This window comes from Polyangium mundeleinium (genome assembly GCF_028369105.1).
Taxonomy (GTDB): Bacteria; Myxococcota_A; Polyangia; order Polyangiales; family Polyangiaceae; genus Polyangium; species Polyangium mundeleinium.
Genome location: NZ_JAQNDO010000001.1, coordinates 5,240,853 through 5,260,124 on the forward strand (window position 1 = coordinate 5,240,853; position 19,272 = coordinate 5,260,124).

Genomic DNA, 19,272 nt, shown 5'->3' on the forward strand with positions numbered 1-19,272 from the left:
CTGGGACATGGTGGCCATGGAAAGATATTTTTACCTTGGTTTTCATCGCTCGATGTCCGGTTCACCCAACCAGTCAATCAAAGTAATGCTTGATCGCCTTGAGCCAATGGGGACAATCCGCGTAGACTTTCTTGTATGCATTCCAGAGCCTCGGTAGCTGGTCGCGACCGATGCCTGTCGTAGCGTCGCGCAGCTTGTTCGTCATCACCGTGTGCGCCTCATTCGACAGGATCACCGCCGGTCCATCCAGGGCATCGAGGCCGGCCTCGATCATCCTCGCCGTTTCGTAGATATGGTGCGCTTGCCACTTCCGTTCATACCCCAGCGTGAACTTCTGCATCACCCGAAACGGCCCGACCACGCCCGCCTCCGCGAGCGCCTGCGTCAGCTCCTCTCCATACTCCTTCGCCAGGTACTCCGCCGCATCCTCCGACAGCTCACTCAGATCCTTGAGGACGAGCTTCTCCCCCGCCTTGCTCGCCTCGGCCGCCGCCTTCATGAACTTGTTGCCGAGCGCCATCGCCACCGGCGAGAACATCACCGCCGCGGCCGCCGCCTGGAGCCTCGGGTCGTTCGGACCGTCGGCGTTCATTCCACCGACGATCCCGTATTCCTTCCCGTCGGGCCGATGGAGGTCCTCGTTCATTTGCAGGTTGAAGATCGCCCCCGCGATCACCACCTGCTCCAGGATCGCCCCGTGCCGCGTCTTCTCCTTCCGCGCCGGGCAGCCCTCCTTCGTCTGTTCGCACGACGTGACGTTCAACGGCTTGCGGTCCGCCGTGTCCACGAGCTGTGGGAGCGCGCCGCCTCGATCCACGAGCCCGTGCTCCTTGTCCGCCCACTTCGCCTCCCGCTGCGGGAGGATCGGCTCGCTCGACAGGACACCTTGTCGCGGCAAAACAGGATCTTGCCGCTGTGCCGGGGCCGAAGCACGCGGAGGCGGCGGGCCCTCCTTCGGCTGCGGAACGCGATGTTTCTCGACGCGCTTCTCGACGCTGCCCTCGTCGTCGCCGCCTTTACGTTCCTCGTCACCGCCGCGCTTGCCAGGCGCTTTGCTCGTGCTCCCGTCCTCCGCTTTCTTCTCTTCTTTGGGCGGCTCCTTCGCCGGCGCCGGTTTCGGAGGCGGCGGGCATTTCAGCGCGTTGTACGGGATGGGCAAAATGCGAACGCTCTCTGGCGGCGCATGGGGGTCAAAGATGAAGGTGGCGCGCCCCTCGACCCTCCGCGCGAACTCCATCCGGCTGCGCGTGGTCCACACCTTCGCCGACCCCTGCTCATAGGCCCACTGGGTCAGGCCGGGCGGGACGTCCGGCGGCTTGACGCAGACGCGGAACTCCAGCGCACGCGCGGGCGAAGCGCAGAAGAGAAGGGTCAGTGGCAGCAGGGACGAGGTGAAGACACCACGGCGCATGGGACCTCTCGCGCCGAGGATACCGGTTTTTCGAGCCCGCTCAATGACCCATCCGCTTCTCACAGCCCTCGGCGCGCGCGTGCGGGAGCTGCGCCTCGACCGAAAGATGTCGCTGGCCGACCTGGCCGAGACGAGCGGCGTCGGAAAGGGCGCCCTGTCCAGCATCGAGAATGGGCGCGTCAACGTCACGATCGCGACATGCGTCCGGATCGCCATGGGTCTTGGGATCGGGGTCGAGGACATGATCCCGAAGGGTTCGAGCATCCAGAATCGGAGGTAAGCGCGCCGTCCCTGCGCGGATGGGCGGGGAGCACAGGTACCGGCTGACCGCCATTTCCGCGCTGGGGCGATTGCCTGCCCCGGGGGACGCGTGGTAGGGCGTGTCCTCATGGCCCGCTCCCTCGTCCTCGCCGCCGCCCTGCTCACGGCTGGCTGCCATTCCGCAAGCCAGACGCCCCAATCCTCGTCCTTGCCGGCCGCGGCGCCGGTATCCGCGGCGGTCCCCTCGAAGCCCCGTGAGATCGTCGTGGAGCGGGGGACCGTCAAGAGTGAGAACGGCACCGATGTGCCGTACGAGCTCGGCACGTTGATCGTGCCCGAGAACAGGCGAAACCCCGGCAGCCGTTTGATTGGCGTCGGGTTTGCCCGCATCAAGGCGCCGCGTTCCACCGGCGCGCCGCCTGTCTTCTGGTTGCCGGGAGGCCCCGGTCTGAGCGTGCTCGGCGCGCTCACCGACGACGACGCGGCCGCGAAGAGCCGATTGCGATCCTGGCTGACCTTCGGGGCCGTGGGGGACCTGGTCGTGATCGAGCAGCGCGGGTATACACGCCGGGGCGAAATGCTCGAAGCGATGAGCGAAGGCTTGCCCTTGGATCAGCCCGGTTCGGCGCGCGCGGATACCGAGGCCATGCGGGCCTTGGCCAAGGCGGCGATTGCGGCGAACCCCGACAAGGACCTTTCGGGCTACGACATCGGCGAGCTCGCCGCCGATGTGGACGATCTTCGCCGGGCGCTCGGGTATGACAAGATCAGCCTGTTCGGAGGGAGCTTCGGCTCCCAGTGGAGCTTCGCGGTGATGCGACTCCATCCCGACATCGTCGCGCGCGCGGTGCTCTCGGGCGTGGAGCCGTTGAACAACGGCTATGACATGCCCTCGCACGTGTTCGCGGCGCTGCAGCGTATCGCGAACGACGCCGACCGGGATCCTGGGCTCGCCCCCTATCTACCCGCGGGCGGCGTCATGGAAGCCGTGCGCGTGCTGCGTCGGCGTTTCGCCGAGAAATCGGTGCACCTGCAGGTCAAGGACGAGGCCGGTCGAGAGCACACGGTGGTTCTCGGGGCGGAAGACCTGCAGCTCGCCCTGCAGTCGCATACGCAGGAAGGCGAGCAATGGCCTGCGTTCATCTTGTCGCTTTATCACGGGCACTACGAGGCCTGGGCACGCGAGGTCTTCGAAGATCGAAAAGCGAGCAAGACGAAGCTCATCGGACCCCTGGTCGACAGCAGCCTGGGCGTCACGGCCGCGCGCGAACGAGAGCTGCGGACCGATCCGGCCGTCGAGATGCTGGGCACATGGAACTTCGAATCGAACATCGCTTCCGCGCCCGATTGGCCTACCCGCGACATGGGCGACGCGCTACGTGAGCCGGTCGAGAGCCCGATCCCGGTCGTGTTCGTGCATGGGGATTGGGATACCTCGACGCCGGTCGAAAATACCCTGGGCCTCAAGCCTTACTTTCCGAACGGCCATGCGATCGTCGTCCATCGCGCCGGCCACGACGGCACGTTTTATCAGCTTCGCGGGGAGCCGGCGGTGAAGCAGGCGGTGTATGAATTCCTCAAAACAGGCAAGAAGGAGGAACTCCCCGCCGAAGTGACGTTGCCGCTCCCCAAGTTCGAGGTGCCGCCGTTTGCGCCCCCGGCGCGCGACGTGAAAGCGGGAGCGGGGCGCAAATAGGCCCCGGCGCCCGGCCCGTGCCTACGGGGCGTGCATGCCAGGGATCACCGTACCTTCGCAGGTCGCCAGCACCCGGCTCCGGACCTGGAGGATCGGCATGGGGGGGTCATCCAGGTCCGGACACGGGTGGATCTGCCCGTCCCGGCCGATGACCGCGACGTCGCAGTCCGCGCGTGCGGCCTCGAGTCCGACGATGCGGCCGTCGCGGATGCGGATGGCGACACCGCTCGCGCCGCACGCCGCGCATTCGATGTCGAGCCCGTTGAGGTTGAGGCCCCGTACCAGGAGATCGCGCAACAAGGGATCGCCGAGGTTGCCCGCCTGGAGCGCGCCCTCGAAATACACCCACGGTCGGATCTGGCCCTCATCGTCGAGCCTCCAGCGGAGCGCATCGCCGATGTGATAAAACAGATCCTCCCAGGGCTGACGGCTGGGACAGTAGCCCCACTGGAATGCGATCAGGTCTTTGGGGCGCCTCGTGATCTCGACATTGCATCCAGGACATCGCACTCGCGCGACGAGATGGGCGTACGACGGCATGGGCGAAGCGTAGCCCACGGTGTGACGTCTGGAAACCGAACGGGAAGGCGAGGGGACCGTTGGGGGAGGCGGCGGGGCCGGGCGGGGAGGCGACCTCACGCGGAGGTGCGCCCACGGAAGCGGACGCGAACGCGCGGAGGGACGGGGGTTTCAAGCGGCCTGGCTCGCCTCGCTCAAGTCTCCTGGCGGAGCGTGAAAAAAACCACCGCGGGGATGCCCAAACGTCTTGCAAGAGGATCCGGATCAGGACGAGCCTGGTGGTCAGCGCTTGCTTGCTTTTGGGGCCTTGATCGGCAGGTATCCCAGCACGGCTGGTTCGAGCACGTCCCAGTGCGCCCCGTACGAGGCCCCGATCTTCGTGGCGTAGGTATACGCTGCGTTGCCGACGGCGAAGGCGCTCGGCAGGCCGAGCTTGACGCCCGCCTTGGTGTGCTCGTTGCCCACGTCGAGCGTGGCGCGCCCGCGCGTCCAGCGGAAATGGGCGTCCAATACCGACTGGTAGAGCGCCGTGGTGCGCACCTGGAAGGCGAGCCCGTCGCGCGTGTAGGTGAGATCGAGCTCGCCCCCGTCCGACTTCACCTTGTAGGCCGTATTCGGCCCTGAAAACCCCTTCGATTGCAGGAAGGCGCCGATGTCCCGCTCGATGGCGGTGACGAAGGGCGCGAAGACTTCGGTGAGGTCCCGCAGCTTGCGCTCCGGAGAGATGGGCTCCGCGAATACGTTGAAGCTCGTGACGACACACGCCACCTCGCCGTCGGCATCGAGGCCGAAGTAGGTCGCATAGGTCCCGTCGCCGTCGCCAGAGCGGAAGATCATCACGTTTTCGCTCGTGCTCCCTTGGGGCCGATGATCGACCCACCGGTCCCCATTCGCGCGGAGCTCGGGACTCACGACGTCGTAGTAGCTCCCATACGAGGGCCCCTCCGCCTTCTGGCGCGCGGCGTCCGCATTGCGGAGGTGACGCAGGGCGGCCTCGTCGGCGAAGCAGCCGAGCCCCGCGTCGACCGGATAGCCGAAGAATCGCCCCTCGCCCAGCGTCGTTGCATCCTGCCCGGCGAGGGTGGCGAGCTCGAAATGGTCGATGGCCGTCTTTCGCAATCGGATCTCGGCGAATCCGATCACCGAGCCTTCCTTCGCGACGAAGAGGTGAACGGGGTATTTCCCCGGCGCGAGGAGGCGCTCGAAGGGGGGCCGCTCGGGCTGCATCAGCGGATCGCAGGCCACGAGGCGCCCCGTCGTGATCACGATTTCGCCGGCGGGAAGGACCTCCTTCACGCCAGCGGCCTTCTTGCCGGCGAGGTGGGCGTTGCGAATCGGAAGGAACGAGCGGGGGAGCGCGTAGCGGGGGGCGTTCATCGCGCGAGACGTTATCCGATCTCGGCGCCCGCTACGAGCGCCGCGGCGACGCGGGCAAGGGCCGCCGGGCCCATGCTGAGCCGCGTGATGCCGAGCCCGACGAACGTCGCCGCGAGCTTTGGATCCGCCGCGGCCTCGCCGCAGACGGAGACGGCGCGCCCTGCGGCTCGTCCCGCTTGGGAGACCCGATTCACGAGATCCAGCACCGCCGGATGTCCCGCGTCCGCGAGCGCGGCGAGCTTCGGATGACCTCGCTCGGCCGCGAGCGTGTATTGCGTGAGATCGTTCGTCCCGATGCTGAAGAAATCGACGTGCGGGGCGAGCTGATCCGCGAGCAGCGCCGCTGCCGGCACCTCCACCATGATGCCGAGCGGAACGGGCCAGAGATACGGTTTGCCCGTGGCGTCGAGCGTGCGCGCGGCACGCGCGAGGGCCGCTTTCGTGGCTTCGATCTCGGTCACCGTCGATACCATCGGGATCATGATCCGCACGTCCCGGCCCCGCCCGGCGCGGAGGATTGCGCGGAGCTGCGTCTCCAGCAGGTCGGGCCGATCGAGGGAGAGGCGAATGCCGCGGAGGCCGAGGTAAGGGTTTTCCTCGGGGGGAACGTGCAGCCATGGCAATCGCTTGTCGCCGCCCGCGTCGAGCGTACGAATCACGACAGGCGCGCCGGGGAAGGCGGCGAGGACCTCGGCATAAAGGTCGGCTTGTTCGTCCTCACCGGGCGCGTCGTCGCGGTCGAGGAAAAACATCTCCGTGCGCAAAAGGCCGATCCCGAAGGCGCCTGCTTCCTTGGCGGCGCGCGCCTCCAGCGCGCTCGCGGCATTGGCCCAGAGTTCGACCGTCGGGCCCGAGGGAAGGGTGATCTTGCCGTGAAAGGCCGCCGCGGAGAGCCGCGCGGCCCGTTCTTCGGCGCGGCGGCGTTCGAGGTCGGCCGTGCGCTCGGGACCCGGATCGATCCACACCTCGCCGGTCGATCCATCGAGGCCGAGGCGGGCAGGGGATGCGGGAAGATCCTTCAAAAGGGATGCGGCTCCGAAGACGGCGGGAATGCCGGCGCCGCGCAGGAGGATCGCGGCGTGTGAGGTCGGGCCGCCACGCAGGTCGACGACGCCGAGCACGCGCGCGGGGTCGAGGCGCGCGGCTTCGCTCGGCAAAAGCTCGTCGGCGAGGAGAAGGGCCGGCGGGCCTTCGGGCAGGACGGCCGCGGGCGCGGCGCCGAGCGCGCGCAAGACGGCGAGCTCGACGTCGCGCAGGTCAGCGATACGAGCGCGCATGTAAGGGTCGTCCGCGCTCGCGAGGGCCATGGCCGCGCGTTCGATCCCCTCGTGGAAGGCGGAAGCGGCATTCTGATGTTGTTTGGTGATGCGCTCGCGGGCCGTTTGCAGGATGACGGGATCCCGGAGCAACGTGGCGTGCAGGGTCGCCATGTCGTCACGACCATACGCGCCGCGGATCTCCGCCTCGACCTCGTCGAGCGCGGCCGTGAGCCGATCGAGCTCCGCGGGGGGATTTTTGGTGAAGGGATGCGAGAAACGGATCTCGGCTCGTTCCAGGCGGACACACGGTCCCACGGCAACACCTGGCGCAATGGGGATCCCGCGGTCGTTCGTGGTCTTGTCAGGTGCCGGCGGCGGGGGCGCGTCGGGCGTCGTGCCAAACGTGCGCACGAGGGCTGCGATTGCGCGGACGGCGGCCTCCGCCTGGCGCCCCGAACCGGCGATGCGTAGAACATCCCCCCGCCGCGCCTGGAGCCCCGCGAGGAGGACGACGCTGTCCGCCGCGCGCGGCCCTTTTCCATTCGTTCGATTTTCGATCGCGACCTTCGCGTCGAACTGGGAAGCACAGGACACGAGCCGCGCCGCGGGTCGTGCATGCAGACCGTGCTCGTCGCCGATGACGGCGTCCTCCAAAAACACGTTTTCCGTGCTCTCGTCGACCGACGCGGGCGCGGGCGCGGGCGGGGCCTCCCCGAGCTGCTCCTCCTTGGCCAGGAGCCCCCGCCGCGCCTCGGCCGCGACCTCGTCGAGCGTCCCACCGCCCGCCGCGCGCACGGCCGCGGCGACGGCGCCTTCGACGAAGGGCCCTGCGGAGAGCCGCGTCTTCGCCGCGATCGACGCATCCACGAGATCGAGCGCGGTCTCGGCGCTCAAAAGGGCGCTGCCGAGATCCATCAAGACGAGCGCGCCTTTCTCGCCGGCCGCGCGTTCGAGCGCCGCCAGGATGGCCGTCGCATCGGTGCCGAGCGCCTCGCCCGCCTCGCCGACGCCGGCCGCGCATTCGATGACCACCCTGTCGCCCGTCATCTGCGTCGCGAGCGCGCGCGTGGCCTCGGCGAGCGCGCGGCTATGGGAGACGAGGACGAGCCCGACCGTCGTTTGGCTCATTCTGCCGCTGCCTCGGCGAGGCTCTGGAGCAGGAGCCACATCGACGTGGCGCCCGGATCCTGATGGCCCGCGCTCCGCTCCCCGAGATAACTCGCCCGTCCTTTGCGCGCCACGAGCGGAATCGTCGCCTCCGCTCCCTGCCGCGCCGCCTCGGCCGCCTGCGAGAGCGCTTCGGCGAGCGAAACCCCCTCCGCGCCCTCGAAGGCCCGGATCGCAGGACCCAGCGCGTCGACCAGCGTCTTGTCGAGCGGCTCGGCCTTCCCACGTTTCTGGATCCCCGCGAGCCCGGCCGCGAGCGATTGCAGGATCGTCGCCCGATCGATCTCCGGTTTTCCCGCCGTTACCTTCGCCGCTTCCAGGAACAAGGTCCCGTAGAGCGGGCCGCTCGCGCCCCCGACGGTCGAGAGCAACGTCATGCCCACGGTCTTCAGGATCGCGCCGACATCGTCTCGGGAATGCTCCGCGAGCTTGCCGCGCACGGCCGAAAAGCCGCGCGCCATGTTCGCCCCGTGATCACTGTCGCCGATGGCCGCATCGAGCTCGGTCAAGGTTTTCTCATTTTCCCCGATCACCTCGGCCGCGCGCTCGATCCACTGGACCACGGTGTCCCCGTTCAAGATTCCGCTTTCCACGTCACACCCCCCAGCGCAGCGCCGCCGTGTGCACGGGCGCGTCCCAGGACCGAAGCATCTCCTCGTCGACCTGGAGGAGGGTGATGGATACGCCCGCCATTTCGAGCGAGGTGATGTACGGCCCGACGAGGCTGCGCACGACACGGAGGCCCCGCGCCGTCGCGATCTCGTGCGCCTTGCGGAACACGACGTAAAGCTCGAGGAGCGGCGTGGCGCCGAGGCCATTGACGAAGAGGAGCACGTCCTTTCCAGCCCGGAACGGGAGATCGTCGAGGATCGGTTCCATCAACATTTCCGTGATTCGATCGGCGGATTCGAGCTTCGCGCGCCTTCGGCCAGGCTCGCCGTGGATTCCGATCCCGACCTCCATCTCGTCCGGCCCGAGCTCGAACGAGGGTTTTCCCGCATGCGGCACCGTGCACGGGCTGAGCGCGATCCCCATGCTGCGCCCGTGCTCGTTCACGCGCCGGCCGAGGGCCGCGACGTCCGCCAAGGCTCGCCCCGCCTCGGCCGCGGCGCCGCAGATCTTCTCGACGAGCACCGTCGTCCCGACACCGCGGCGCCCCGCCGTGTACAGGCTGTTCTCCACGGCCACGTCGTCATTCACGAGCACGGTCTCGGTGGTGATTCCGAGGTCGCGCGCGAGCTCGCCGGCCATCTCGAAATTCATGACGTCGCCGGTGTAGTTCTTGACGATGTGGACGACGCCCGCGCCGCCGTCGACGGCGCGCGTGGCTTCGAGGATCTGATCCGGCGTGGGGCTCGTGAACACCGCGCCGGGACACGCGGCGTCGAGCATGCCGCGCCCGACGAACCCCCCATGCAAAGGCTCGTGCCCGCTGCCGCCGCCGGAGAGCACCGCGACCTTGCCCCGCACGGGCGCGTCGGCGCGCACGAGGAAAGCCGGGTCGACGTGGACGCGGAGGAGGTCCGGGTGCGCGAGGGCCATGCCCGCGAGGGCCTCCTTCACGAGATCGGAAGGCGCGTTGAGGAGCTTCTTCATCGCGCGGAGGATACCGAAAGAGGGGAGCGGCCCGCGAGCGGAAAACGGAGGCGCTGGGAGAGAGGCGGGGGCGGAGAATCAAGACGGCAAAGCCTCGATGCGAGCGTTTCGCCCATGCGACCCTTGCCGTTCGGTGTGACGACCGCACGTTCCGGACTGGAAGGGGGATTCATGGTCAAGAATTTCATTCGTACTCTCCTCGTGGTAGGCGTTTTTGGCGCGGGGCTCGCCGGGGTCACGGCGCCGTCCGTGGCCCGGGCGGACATCCCGCCGCCGGCACCGGAGCTCGTCGACGAGGACGTGGGCGTGTCCGAGGATGCCTTGAACGAGTCCGACGAAGCCGTAGACGAATCCGAGGATGCCCTGAGCACCCAACCGTGGGATCGTCGTTACGACCGTCGTTATGATCGTCGCTACGATCGTCGTTACGATCGTCGTTACGATCGTCGCTACGACGATCGCTACGACCGTCGCTACGACCGTCGCTATGACCGTCGCTACGACCGTCGCTACGACCGTCGCTACGACCGTCGCTACGACCGTTATCGCTGAGATTGACGCAGATCCCGGACGAACAAGCAGTCCATGAAGGCCGCCCACCGGGGATCCGGTGGGCGGCGTTTGGTTGGAAGGAGTCGATCATGCGCCCCGTGCCGCGCCGATGGCTGATCGGGCTTGCCGCCGCTCATTTGCTCCTCGTGACGCTCGGAGCCTCGGACGTTCCGTTGCGCCATGTCGGGCCCATCGGGCGCGTCCTTTCTCACTACAGCGACCTCTCGGGCGCAGGAACGGGGTACGGGTTCTTCGCGCCCGTGGCGCGTGACCAGTTCATGCTCCATTTCGACGTGATCGATCACGAGGAACGCAGGACGACGACCACCCTCGAGACGGGCGGGAGCCGCGAGGTCGACCTCCGCCTCTCCCATGTCGCGGCCGAGTTCCAGTACGACGATCCCGAGCATCGGCGCACCCTCGCCACGGCGCTCGCGGCGAAGATTTTCAAACGGAACCCGGAGGCGCGCGAGGTCGTCGTGCGCGTCGAAGACTTCGAATCGGTCTCGATGGAGGAGCACCGAAACGGGCGCACGCCGAGCATGAAGCCGATCTACCAGGCGAAATTCAAGCGCGGATCCCGGTGAGACAGGGGGACATCATGGAACGGTCGATCCTCGATGAGCTGGCTGTGAAGGCACGCGCGCGCAGCGCCCTCGACGCCTTCTTGTTCGCCCCGGCCACGGCGCGGCCGCTCGCTGTCTTGCGTATCGGCCTCGCGCTCGTGCTGCTCGTGCAGGCCGCCACGCTTCGCCCCGAGATCGTCGATTGGTTCTCGCGCGACGGCCTGTTCCAGGGCTTCGGCAGCGCCTCGGGCGCCTCGGGCGCCTCGTTCGGGCCGCGTGTCCACGACCTCCTCGCAGGGCTCTCCTCACTCGGGCTCGACGAAGGGAGCGGCATTCGCGCCCTCGGCGCCGCCTACGTCGTGGCCCTCGCCCTGCTCGCCGTCGGCCTGTGCACGCGGCTCGCCGCCTTGCTCGCGTGGTTTCTCCACTGGACCTTCATGCTCAGCGCCGATCCGCTGGGCTACGGGGTGGACCGGTACGCCCACATTTTCCTGTTTTATCTGATCTGGGTCCCTGCCGGCCGTGCGATCTCGCTCGATGAAATGCTCTTCCGTCCGTCGTCCGCGTCCGCGTCCGCGGCGCGGTTCGGGCTGCGCGTGATGCAGATTCACATGGCCATCTCGTACCTCGCCAGCGGCCTCGAGAAGGCCTCCGGGATCGACTGGTGGGACGGAGAACTCCTCTTCCGGGCCCTTTCGTTCCCGGATTGCAAACAATTCGAGATGTCGTGGCTCGCGTCCTATCCCGCGATCGCGCAGCTCGCCTGCCTCGGCACGCTCGCCGTCGAGCTCGGGTATTGCGTGTTCATCTGGCCGCAGCGCACGCGGAGGTTGTGGCTCGCGGCGATCCTTTCGCTTCACGTCGGGATCGCCGTCTTCCTCGGCCTCCACTTCTTCGGCGCCATCATGTTCGTGCTGAACTTCGCGCTCTTCGGCGTCTCCGCCGAGCCGCGCCCCGATCAGGCCGCCTTCTTCGCAGGGGCGGAGGGCGGCGCGAGCTCGACCTTGACCCAGCCCGGCATGCGCCGATCGAATGCCTTGTAGGCGTCGATCACGGAGACGAGCGGCTCCCGGTTCGTCAGGATCTTCGTGGGATCCACGACGCCGCTCGCGACGAGATCGAGCAGCTTCGGGATGAACCGGCGATGCGGGCAATTGCCCATGTTCACCGTGAGGTTGCGCGACATGGCAATGCCGATCGGGAACCATTTCATCTGCGGCGGATAGACGCCGATGATGGACAACGTCCCGGCCTTCGCGAGGGCCTCCACGGCCCAGGTGAGCGCCTGCGACGGGGCATCCCCCGGGTGCCAGTTGTCGCCGTCCTCGTTCGTCCTCGGCGCCACCTGCTCGACCATTCGATCGGCTTCTTTCTTGTCCTCGCGGCTGACCTTCGCCGGCCCCGCGTGCGGGCGGTTCGCGTCGACGCCCACGGCGTCGATCGCGCGGTCCACGCCGATCCCGTCGGTGAGGCGCTGGATCGTCTCGATCGGGTCCTCCTCGTTGTAATCGATCACCTCCGCGCCGAGCGCCCGCGCCATGTCGAGGCGCGAGGGGACGGTGTCGATCGCGAGGACCCGGTCCGCGCCGAGCATCTGCGCGCTCACGATCGCGAAGAGGCCCACGGGCCCGCAGCCGAAGACGGCCACGGTGTCGCCCGGCGTGATCTCGGCGATCTCCGCCCCGAAATACCCCGTGGGGAAGATGTCCGAGAGCAGGATCGCCTGATCGTCGCTCACGCCGTCGGGCAGCTTGACGAGGCCCACGTGCGCGAAGGGGACGCGGGCAAACTCGGCCTGGAGCCCGTCGAACGGGCCGGTCTGGATGGGCCCGCCGAAGAAGGCCGTCCCGGCCTGCTTGCCATTCGGGTTCTTGTCGCACTGCGACTGGTAGCCGGCTCGGCAATACGAGCAGGTGCCGCAGGCGATGGTCGAGGCGACGACGACGCGGTCGCCCTTCCGCAGGTTGCGCACGTCCTTGCCGAGCTCCTCGACGACCCCGACCCCCTCGTGCCCGAGGATCGTGCCCGGCTTCATCCCGGACATGGTCCCGCGGACGAAGTGCAGATCGGTCCCGCAAATCGCGCTCGCCGTCAGGCGCACGATCGCGTCCGTCGGCTCTTTGATCTTCGGCTCGCGGACGTCATCCAGCCGGATGTCGCCGACCCCGTGAAACACGACGGCTTTCATGCAGCCACCCCCTCGCCTGGGCCCTAACGCCGGCGGCCCGTGTTGCCCAGGGAAGAAACATGCCTCGGATTGCTCGGTGCGCTCTTCACCCGCGCGCTCGTTTGCTCTATGAAGGACCCATGAGCTTCGTTGCACGGTGGGTGGGTGTGGTGGCGCTCGTGGGCGCTTCTTCCGCAGGTGTGGCGCGGGCGGACGAGGGCCCGGTCCCGGACGAGGGCCCTGCCGCAGCGCCGGCCGCGGCCCCGGTCTCGGTCTCGGTCCCGGGCGCGGGCTCGGTGACCACGGGGCCCGCCGAGATTCAGCTCAAGAATGGCAGCACGATGCGCGGCACCCTCGTGAACGTCGAGCCGGGGCAACGCGTCATCGTCATCGTCGCGGGGGAGCAGAGCGTCATCCCGTGGAGCGAGATCGCCAAGATCGCGGGCGGCCCGCAGGAAGCCCCCGCCCCCGCGCCCCCGGCCGCCGCCGCGCCGGCCGCAGCCGCGCCGCTCGCGCCGGGGCAGGGCGTGCCGTTCCTCCACATCGAATCGGATTGGCCCAACGTGGAGCTCGCACGGATCGACGGCGAGGTCGGCGGCGGCTACCAGCAGCAAGCGTACGCTGGACCCAATACGATCACCAAGTTCATGTGCAGCGCGCCGTGCGACAGGCTCGTCGACGGGCGGGACGGCCATCGGTTCTTCATCAGCGCCCCCGGCATGTTCCCGACCGAGGCCTTCCGCCTCGATTCCCAGGCGGGCCACGTGACGGCGCGCGTCAAAGGCACCAGCATGGCCCGGTTCGCGTCGGGCATCCTCCTCGTGACGATGGGCGGCGTGCTCAGCCTCGGCGGCGTCATGTTCACGGCTGCGAGTTTCACCATGGACACGACCCCGAGACCCGACAACACGGATCCGATGAAGAGCGTTCGGGCCGTCCGCACGATTGGCCTCATCACGCTCGGCCTCGGCGCGGCGTCGGTCGTCGGGGGGGCCATGTTCCTGTCGGAGGGCCGCACGCGGATCGAGCTCGTCAAGGCGCAGGGCGCGAATACGGGCGTCGTGCTGGAGAATGGGGTCTTGCGGTTCTGACGGGAAGAAGAGGCTGGCGCGTGGCGGCTTGCCACCCAGGCGTACGGGCTTAGGTACGTCGGGGAGGGCATGACCATGAAGCACGTTTTTCCGATTCTCGCGCTTGGTCTCGGTCTCGTGACGGGCTTCGCGGCGGAGGCGTCGGCGCGGGATCCGGTCATCATCCAGCATCCGCCGCCGCGCGTGCCGGCGGTCAACGTGGAGCCGTTCCTCGCCGCGGGCTGCGTCCGGAGCGAGGACACGCTGGATTGCTCGGCCTCCGCCACGATCCAGCCATTCGGATGTTTCGGAAACACCCTGCGCATCGACGATGCGCTCGGCGGCCTTTCGCCGCGCGTGGCCATCGCGGAATGCAATGCGGACGCGCGCGAGGATTCGGCGGTGGGGATCGTCAACCTCGGCTGCATGTTGCCGCAGAAGCGGCGATATTTGCTGGCGACGGGCGGCGGGCACTTCGAGCTCATCGACACGGCCGCGGGGTTCGTCGACCGTTTCGCCCCGGTGACCTCGCAGGCGGAGGCGCTCGGCTTCGCGGTCGCGCTCACGACGGCGAACCCGGAGTACACGATCGAGATCAACGACGGCCGCGATTTCCTGGTGGATCGCATCGAGACGACGAACGTCCGGAAGGTCCGGGGGGGATTCCGGGTGCGGCTGTTCGACATGGAGCTTTGTGGTTGCGGGCTGCACCCGACGTCGGCGGTGGATTATTTCGTGCCGAATAGCGGGCGGGTGCGGGTCGCAGACCGGGAGCAGGTCTACCGATTCACGGGCTTCGTCTGCATCGATTGAGGGAGGCGGCGGCCCCACGCGGGCGCGTCGTGGGTGGACAAGGGCGCACCGATCGCCGATAGTTCCGGGCGGCCCATGCAGAGGACCGCCCATTTTCCTTTCATGTTCCCGCTCGTCGTGATGCTCGCTTGCGTCGCGTCGTGCAAGAAGAACGAGCCCCCGCCGCCGCAGCAAGACGCGCCGAAGGCCGCGCCGAGCGCGAGCGCGGCCTTGGCGGAGCCCGCGGGGCCGAAGGCCGTGCCCACGCTCGTCCTCGAAGAATTCGCGCCCGCGGGCAGCAGCAAGCCGGAGGCCGTCTTCGACGTCGAGGGCGCGGTCGTGGTGACGCACAAGCAACGCGTCGGCCGGATCGTGGGCGACGGCGTCGAATGGCTGAAGGAGACGATCCCGCCCGAGATTGGCGGGCCGCAGGCGACGGTCATCGACTCCGTGCAAGGCCTTTGGCCCGACGCGATCGACGTGCTCTATCGCAGCGACAGCATGCGGGCGCCGGTGCCCTCGTACATGCCGCTGACCGGAAAGGGAACCCGCAAATCCTTCGCCTGGGGCGGTGGCCCGGCCGCGATCAACGGCATCGCCCGGATCGGAGAATCGGTCCTGCTCCTGGGATGGTCGTACGCGTACGGGGACGGGATCTTTTTCTCGACCGTGCGCGGGCCCAAGCTCGATCGGAAGCAGCAGATGCCCACGGAGGCGGGGTGCAAGCCGGGAGAGGTCGAGTCCAGCGAGTTCATGCCGATCCGCCCCGCGATATGGGCGGACACGATCGCCGCCTCGAAATCGGGCGTGCTCGTCGCCGTCGGCCAGATGTGCCACACGCGGGGGCCGGCGCTGGAGGTATGGGACGAGAACGCGACGAAATCGCGGTTCATCGACGTTCGGCCTCTCGTGAAGGACATCGGCTTTTGGCCGAAGCTCCTCGGCGGCAAGGACGAGGTCTGGCTTTATTCGGGGAAAAACAATCCGATTCTCCAGCTCAAAGGCGGCGAGCTCACGGCGTTGCCCCGGACCGAGGCGCCGCCGACGCTCGCATTCGTCTCGACGAGCGGCGTCTTGCACGTGGTCGCGGGCCCCTCGCTCGCGCGATGGGAGGGCGGGACATGGGTGGAGATCGGAAAGCTCTCCTGGCCCATGATCTTCCGCTCGATGGTCCTCGACGGCGACGCGATGTGGGCGTCCGCCGAGGGCAAGGTGTACCGGGTGCGCGAGGGGAAAGGCTGGTCGTTCGCGGAGGGGTGCAAGACGCCGCTCGTGTATCTCTACGACGTGAACCCCGGAAACGCGAACAAGTTCACGTTTCCTTCGACCCGCAAGGCCCTCGCCACGTTCCCCGGCGTCGCCGACATTCGCTTGGTGGAGTTTTTCGAAGGCGGGCGGCGGCTCGGCGTCGAGGTGAAGAGCCAGGCGCAGGGAGAGGCCCTCATCTCGCACGTGAAGGCCACGATGAACGAGGAGAACCCGATCTTGATTTGCCACGCACCGGACAAGCCGCGCGTCATCGAGATCAAAGACGGGAAGTGAGGCCCATGCTTCCTCTGAAGAAACATCCGACCCGCGCGCACGCAGGCCCCGGCGAAACCGTCGCGAACACCCCCAATGGCGTGGCGGGCAAGAGCGTGTACGTGGCCGACGTCGACGATTACGAGCTCTACCGCACGATGCTGTATGGGCTGGGCGCGAAGGGCGTGACCAACAAGTTGATGGCGACGGCGGACGTCATCCTCCACGGCGCGCAGGCGGCCCCGCAGAAGGCGCGCGCGAAGTACCCATCCGCCGAGATCGTGAAGGCCTCGGCGATCCTGCCCTTGTTTCACCAGGAGATACGGTCCTTCAGCGACCTCGTTCGGGCCCTCCAGCGCCACGGTTTTACCGTGCGCAATCCGAGCGACGAGGGGGATGCGGAGTTCGACCACTTCGAGCTGCCGCTCGTGGGCGATTCGCTGCACGAGACCCTGCTGCATTGGCTCGGCAGCTCGGCGTTCATCCGGAGCTACGCGAAGAAACAGCACTTCCCCATCGACAAACGCGAGGAAGGGTACATCGATTTCCCGATCCCGGACAGCGGTGGTCTCACCTGGTATTACACGTGGAACAGCGACGCCTGGAGCCGTGTCCACGCCCTGCGCGGCGAGGGCGATTACCCGCTCGACATCAAGGGCCACCAGCTCCTGCGCGTCGAGCCGCTCTTGTGGACGCAGAGCACGGGGCTGTACTTCCACGAGTATCCGCTTCTCGACAGCATCACCGGCCTGTTCATCCAGGCGGGCGTCGACGCGCGCACCGGCAGGGTGAACGGCACGGCGATCTCCCGCGTGTGGACGTAAGACCGAAACGAGCGGTTACTGCGTCCGCACGATGATGTGGAATCCGAACGGCGACTCCACGATGCCGCTCGTCTCGCCCACGCCGAGGTTGAGCACGGCGTCCTCGAATTCGCGGACCATCGCGCCCTTCGGGAACGTGCCGAGGTCGCCCCCGCGTTGCGCGGCGCCCGGCTCGTCGCTGTATTGTGCGACGATATCGTCGAAGCGCGCCCCCGCTTGCAGCCGCTTGTGCGCGTCCTGCGCGAGCGCCAGCGCCTCGCTCCGGCTGCGCGTGATGGTCGCAGGCGCGCGTTTGGAGCCCGCATACATCACGATCAGGTGTTTTGCGCCCAGGTGCCCCGCGGGCGTCACCGCCGACGCCGCGGGCGCGGGCGGGGCCGGGGACGGGGACGGCGGCGGGCTCAGCGGCGGCGGGGACGTCGCCACGAGGGGCACGGGCTGCCGGGCGTCGGCCTTCAGCGTGCCGGAGGCAATGGGCTCGTTCGGCTTCAGGGCCCTCGTGACGATCCGCTTGAAGTTGCGAAGAGGTTGCGCGTTGCCTACGAAATAATCGTTGATGACGAAGGCCGGCGTGCCCGTGATCTTCAGGCGCTCGGCGAGCTCCAGATCGGCCTGGACCACCTTCCAATGGGTGCGCGCGTCGAGTGCTGCCGAGAGCTTCGCCACGTCGAGCCCCGCCTCGGCGGCTTTGCGCTCGATGGCCGGGCGGCTCAAGCCCTGCTCGGTTTGATCCTCCCACAGGCGCGCCGAGAAGGCCCAGAAGCCGGCCTCGCCTTTCTGCCGGAAGGCCTCGACGGAGGCCTCGGCAGCGAGCTGCGCGTGCTTGTGGAAGGAGAGGGGAAAATGCCGCCAGACGACGCGGACCTTGCCCGGGAAGGCGGCGATGAGCTCATCGATGACCGGCTGCGCGCGCTTGCTGAAAGGGCACTGAAAGTCGGCGAACATCTGAATGGTCACTGCCGCTCCGGCCGGCGCGCCTTTGGCCGGATGGTCCTTCGTGGGCGCGGGGGCGAGGATTCTCTCCACGGGCTCGGGGCCCTTTGCGTCTTTCTGGAGTGCATCATAGATGTTCGCGGCCGGCGTCCCCGCGGCGATGAGCTTTTCGGCCTTCTTGATCTCCTCGTCGATGAGGGCTTCGAACGCCTCGCGGGGCTGCGCGCCGATGAGGCGCCTGCCATTGACGAAGAAATGCGGCGTGCCCATCACCTTGAAATCGTCCGCCAGATCCAGATCGCGCTCGATGCGCGCGGCATGCGTGTGCGACGCGATTGCCTTTTTCACGCGCTTCACGTCGAGGCCGAGGGCGATCGCGAGGTTTTCGAGCTCGGGGTCCGCGAGGCGATCCTGGGTGTCGAAGAGTGCCTGGAAGGCCTTCCAGAAGGCGGCCTCTCCCTTTTGCACGCCGGCCTCGATGGCGAGCTCGGCGGCCGCCTCGGCGCGCGAATGCATGGGCAGGGGGTTGTGCTTGAACACCAGGCGCAGTTTGTCGCCGTACTTGGCTTCGAGCTCGGTGAGCGTCGCGATCGACCGCTTGCAGAAGGGGCACTGGAAATCGCCGAACATCACCATGGTCACGAGCGCGGTCGATTTGCCGCGCGCGGGCGAGCCGTCGAGCGGGATCTTCCAGGCCGTGTCCGAGTCCGACGGCGGAGGGGGAGGCGGCACGGGCGGCGGCGCGTTTTTGTAGTTTTGCTCGGAGAGCTCGGCATAGACGCGCTCGGGGGGAACGCCCTTGCGCCGGAGCGCGGCGGCCTCTTCGAGCTCGGCGTCAATGGCCTCCTGGAACTTCGTGAGGGGCTGAGCGCCGGCGAGGAAGATGCCATTGATGAACGAGGCCGGCGTCCCTCGGACGCCGACTTGCTTGGCGAACGCGAGGTCCGCGTCCACGTTCGCGGCGAAGCGCTGCTGGTCGAACGCCGCCTGGAACGCCCAAGGATCGATGCCGCTCTGGGCCGCCCAGTCGTTGAAGGAGGGGACGTCGAGGGAGCGCTGGTTCCGGAACGCGAGGGCGTGAAACTTCCAGAATGCGCTCGCGCCCCCGAGCCGCAGCACCGTCTCGGCCGCGAGGTGGGCGGGGCGCGCATTCCTGTGGAACGGGAGCGGGTTGTGTTTCCAGACGACCCGCAATTTGTCGGGACCGTACTGCTGCTGCAGGAGCGCCAGCGTGGCCATGAGCCGCGACGTGAAGGGGCACTCGAAATCGCCCCAGATGACCATCGTGACCGGGGCGAGCGGGTTTCCCCAGGCAGGGGCGTCGGGACCGACGGGGATGGCCGTCCCGGGATCGGGGAGCGCGGCCGCGCCCTCGCCCTCGTTGGCCGCCTCGGGCACGGCGAGGGGGCGGCGCCCCGGTTCGTCCTGGCTTACCGCCACCGCCGGCTGCACGGGCGGCGGGGGGGCGCAAGCGGCGAGCAAGATCAGGGCCGTCGAAACGAACGCCGCGCGGCGCCGTCCACGTGCGTGGTTCATCGAAACTCCTCCTCCATCGGGGCGC

At 68.0% G+C, this 19,272-nt stretch carries 17 protein-coding genes; 9 read left to right on the forward strand and 8 right to left on the reverse strand.

The window, feature by feature from the left end:
* Window positions 1–73: 73 nt before the first annotated feature.
* Window positions 74–1,411, reverse strand: a complete 1,338-nt coding sequence (locus tag POL67_RS20930) for a hypothetical protein (protein WP_271919702.1) — start codon at window positions 1,409–1,411, stop codon at window positions 74–76.
* 43 nt (window positions 1,412–1,454) lie between these two features.
* Between POL67_RS20930 and POL67_RS20935 the strand changes: the two genes are divergently transcribed.
* Both POL67_RS20935 and POL67_RS20940 read left to right on the forward strand, forming a co-directional pair.
* Window positions 1,455–1,691, forward strand: coding sequence for a helix-turn-helix domain-containing protein (locus POL67_RS20935; RefSeq protein WP_271919703.1), 237 nt, complete (start codon window positions 1,455–1,457; stop codon window positions 1,689–1,691).
* 108 nt (window positions 1,692–1,799) lie between these two features.
* Window positions 1,800–3,368 carry an alpha/beta hydrolase gene (locus POL67_RS20940; RefSeq protein ID WP_271919705.1) on the forward strand — a complete coding sequence of 523 codons (1,569 nt, stop codon included), beginning with the start codon at window positions 1,800–1,802 and terminating at the stop codon, window positions 3,366–3,368.
* 21 nt (window positions 3,369–3,389) lie between these two features.
* On the opposite strand, the gene POL67_RS20945 is transcribed toward POL67_RS20940, so the two are convergent.
* The 5 genes from POL67_RS20945 to dhaK all read right to left on the reverse strand — a co-directional run bounded on the left by POL67_RS20945 (window position 3,390) and on the right by dhaK (window position 9,286).
* Window positions 3,390–3,908 (reverse strand): hypothetical protein, encoded by a 519-nt coding sequence (locus tag POL67_RS20945; RefSeq protein WP_271919707.1) that lies wholly within the window; start codon window positions 3,906–3,908, stop codon window positions 3,390–3,392.
* Between the two features lie 261 nt (window positions 3,909–4,169).
* A complete protein-coding gene (locus POL67_RS20950; protein WP_271919709.1) occupies window positions 4,170–5,264 on the reverse strand; it encodes a DUF4241 domain-containing protein in 1,095 nt (364 codons plus the stop codon).
* An 11-nt stretch (window positions 5,265–5,275) separates the two neighbouring features.
* A complete protein-coding gene (gene ptsP, locus POL67_RS20955; RefSeq protein ID WP_271919711.1) occupies window positions 5,276–7,651 on the reverse strand; it encodes a phosphoenolpyruvate--protein phosphotransferase in 2,376 nt (791 codons plus the stop codon).
* Window positions 7,648–8,283, reverse strand: coding sequence for a dihydroxyacetone kinase subunit DhaL (gene dhaL / locus POL67_RS20960; protein WP_271919713.1), 636 nt, complete (start codon window positions 8,281–8,283; stop codon window positions 7,648–7,650). Before dhaL ends, ptsP begins: the two co-directional genes overlap by 4 nt.
* Window position 8,284: 1 nt before the next feature.
* The gene (dhaK, locus tag POL67_RS20965) at window positions 8,285–9,286 is read right to left on the reverse strand and encodes a dihydroxyacetone kinase subunit DhaK (protein WP_271919715.1); all 1,002 of its coding nucleotides are present in this window, start codon (window positions 9,284–9,286) and stop codon (window positions 8,285–8,287) included.
* 114 nt (window positions 9,287–9,400) lie between these two features.
* Here dhaK and POL67_RS20970 point away from each other — a divergent pair, with 114 nt between their 5' ends.
* From POL67_RS20970 to POL67_RS20980, 3 genes are all read left to right on the forward strand, one after another.
* A complete protein-coding gene (locus tag POL67_RS20970) occupies window positions 9,401–9,838 on the forward strand; it encodes a hypothetical protein (protein ID WP_271919717.1) in 438 nt (145 codons plus the stop codon).
* Between the two features lie 89 nt (window positions 9,839–9,927).
* On the forward strand, window positions 9,928–10,425 hold the full coding sequence (locus POL67_RS20975) for a hypothetical protein (protein WP_271919719.1): 498 nt from the start codon (window positions 9,928–9,930) through the stop codon (window positions 10,423–10,425).
* Window positions 10,426–10,439: 14 nt separating this feature from the next.
* Window positions 10,440–11,447, forward strand: a complete 1,008-nt coding sequence (locus POL67_RS20980) for an HTTM domain-containing protein (RefSeq protein WP_271919721.1) — start codon at window positions 10,440–10,442, stop codon at window positions 11,445–11,447.
* On the opposite strand, the gene POL67_RS20985 is transcribed toward POL67_RS20980, so the two are convergent.
* A complete protein-coding gene (locus POL67_RS20985) occupies window positions 11,363–12,592 on the reverse strand; it encodes a zinc-dependent alcohol dehydrogenase (RefSeq protein ID WP_271919723.1) in 1,230 nt (409 codons plus the stop codon). The genes POL67_RS20980 and POL67_RS20985 overlap by 85 nt on opposite strands.
* A 119-nt stretch (window positions 12,593–12,711) precedes the next feature.
* Between POL67_RS20985 and POL67_RS20990 the strand changes: the two genes are divergently transcribed.
* The 4 genes from POL67_RS20990 (at window position 12,712) to POL67_RS21005 (ending at window position 16,778) form a co-directional block, all read left to right on the forward strand.
* Complete coding sequence (locus POL67_RS20990; protein WP_271919725.1) at window positions 12,712–13,662, forward strand: hypothetical protein; 951 nt, start codon at window positions 12,712–12,714, stop codon at window positions 13,660–13,662.
* 75 nt (window positions 13,663–13,737) lie between these two features.
* A complete protein-coding gene (locus POL67_RS20995; RefSeq protein WP_271919727.1) occupies window positions 13,738–14,454 on the forward strand; it encodes a hypothetical protein in 717 nt (238 codons plus the stop codon).
* A gap of 75 nt (window positions 14,455–14,529) precedes the next feature.
* Window positions 14,530–15,975, forward strand: coding sequence for a hypothetical protein (locus POL67_RS21000; RefSeq protein WP_271919729.1), 1,446 nt, complete (start codon window positions 14,530–14,532; stop codon window positions 15,973–15,975).
* A gap of 5 nt (window positions 15,976–15,980) precedes the next feature.
* Window positions 15,981–16,778, forward strand: a complete 798-nt coding sequence (locus tag POL67_RS21005) for a hypothetical protein (protein WP_271919731.1) — start codon at window positions 15,981–15,983, stop codon at window positions 16,776–16,778.
* Between the two features lie 15 nt (window positions 16,779–16,793).
* Here POL67_RS21005 and POL67_RS21010 read toward each other — a convergent pair whose 3' ends face one another.
* On the reverse strand, window positions 16,794–19,247 hold the full coding sequence (locus POL67_RS21010) for a thioredoxin domain-containing protein (RefSeq protein ID WP_271919733.1): 2,454 nt from the start codon (window positions 19,245–19,247) through the stop codon (window positions 16,794–16,796).
* Between the last annotated feature and the right edge of the window lie 25 nt (window positions 19,248–19,272).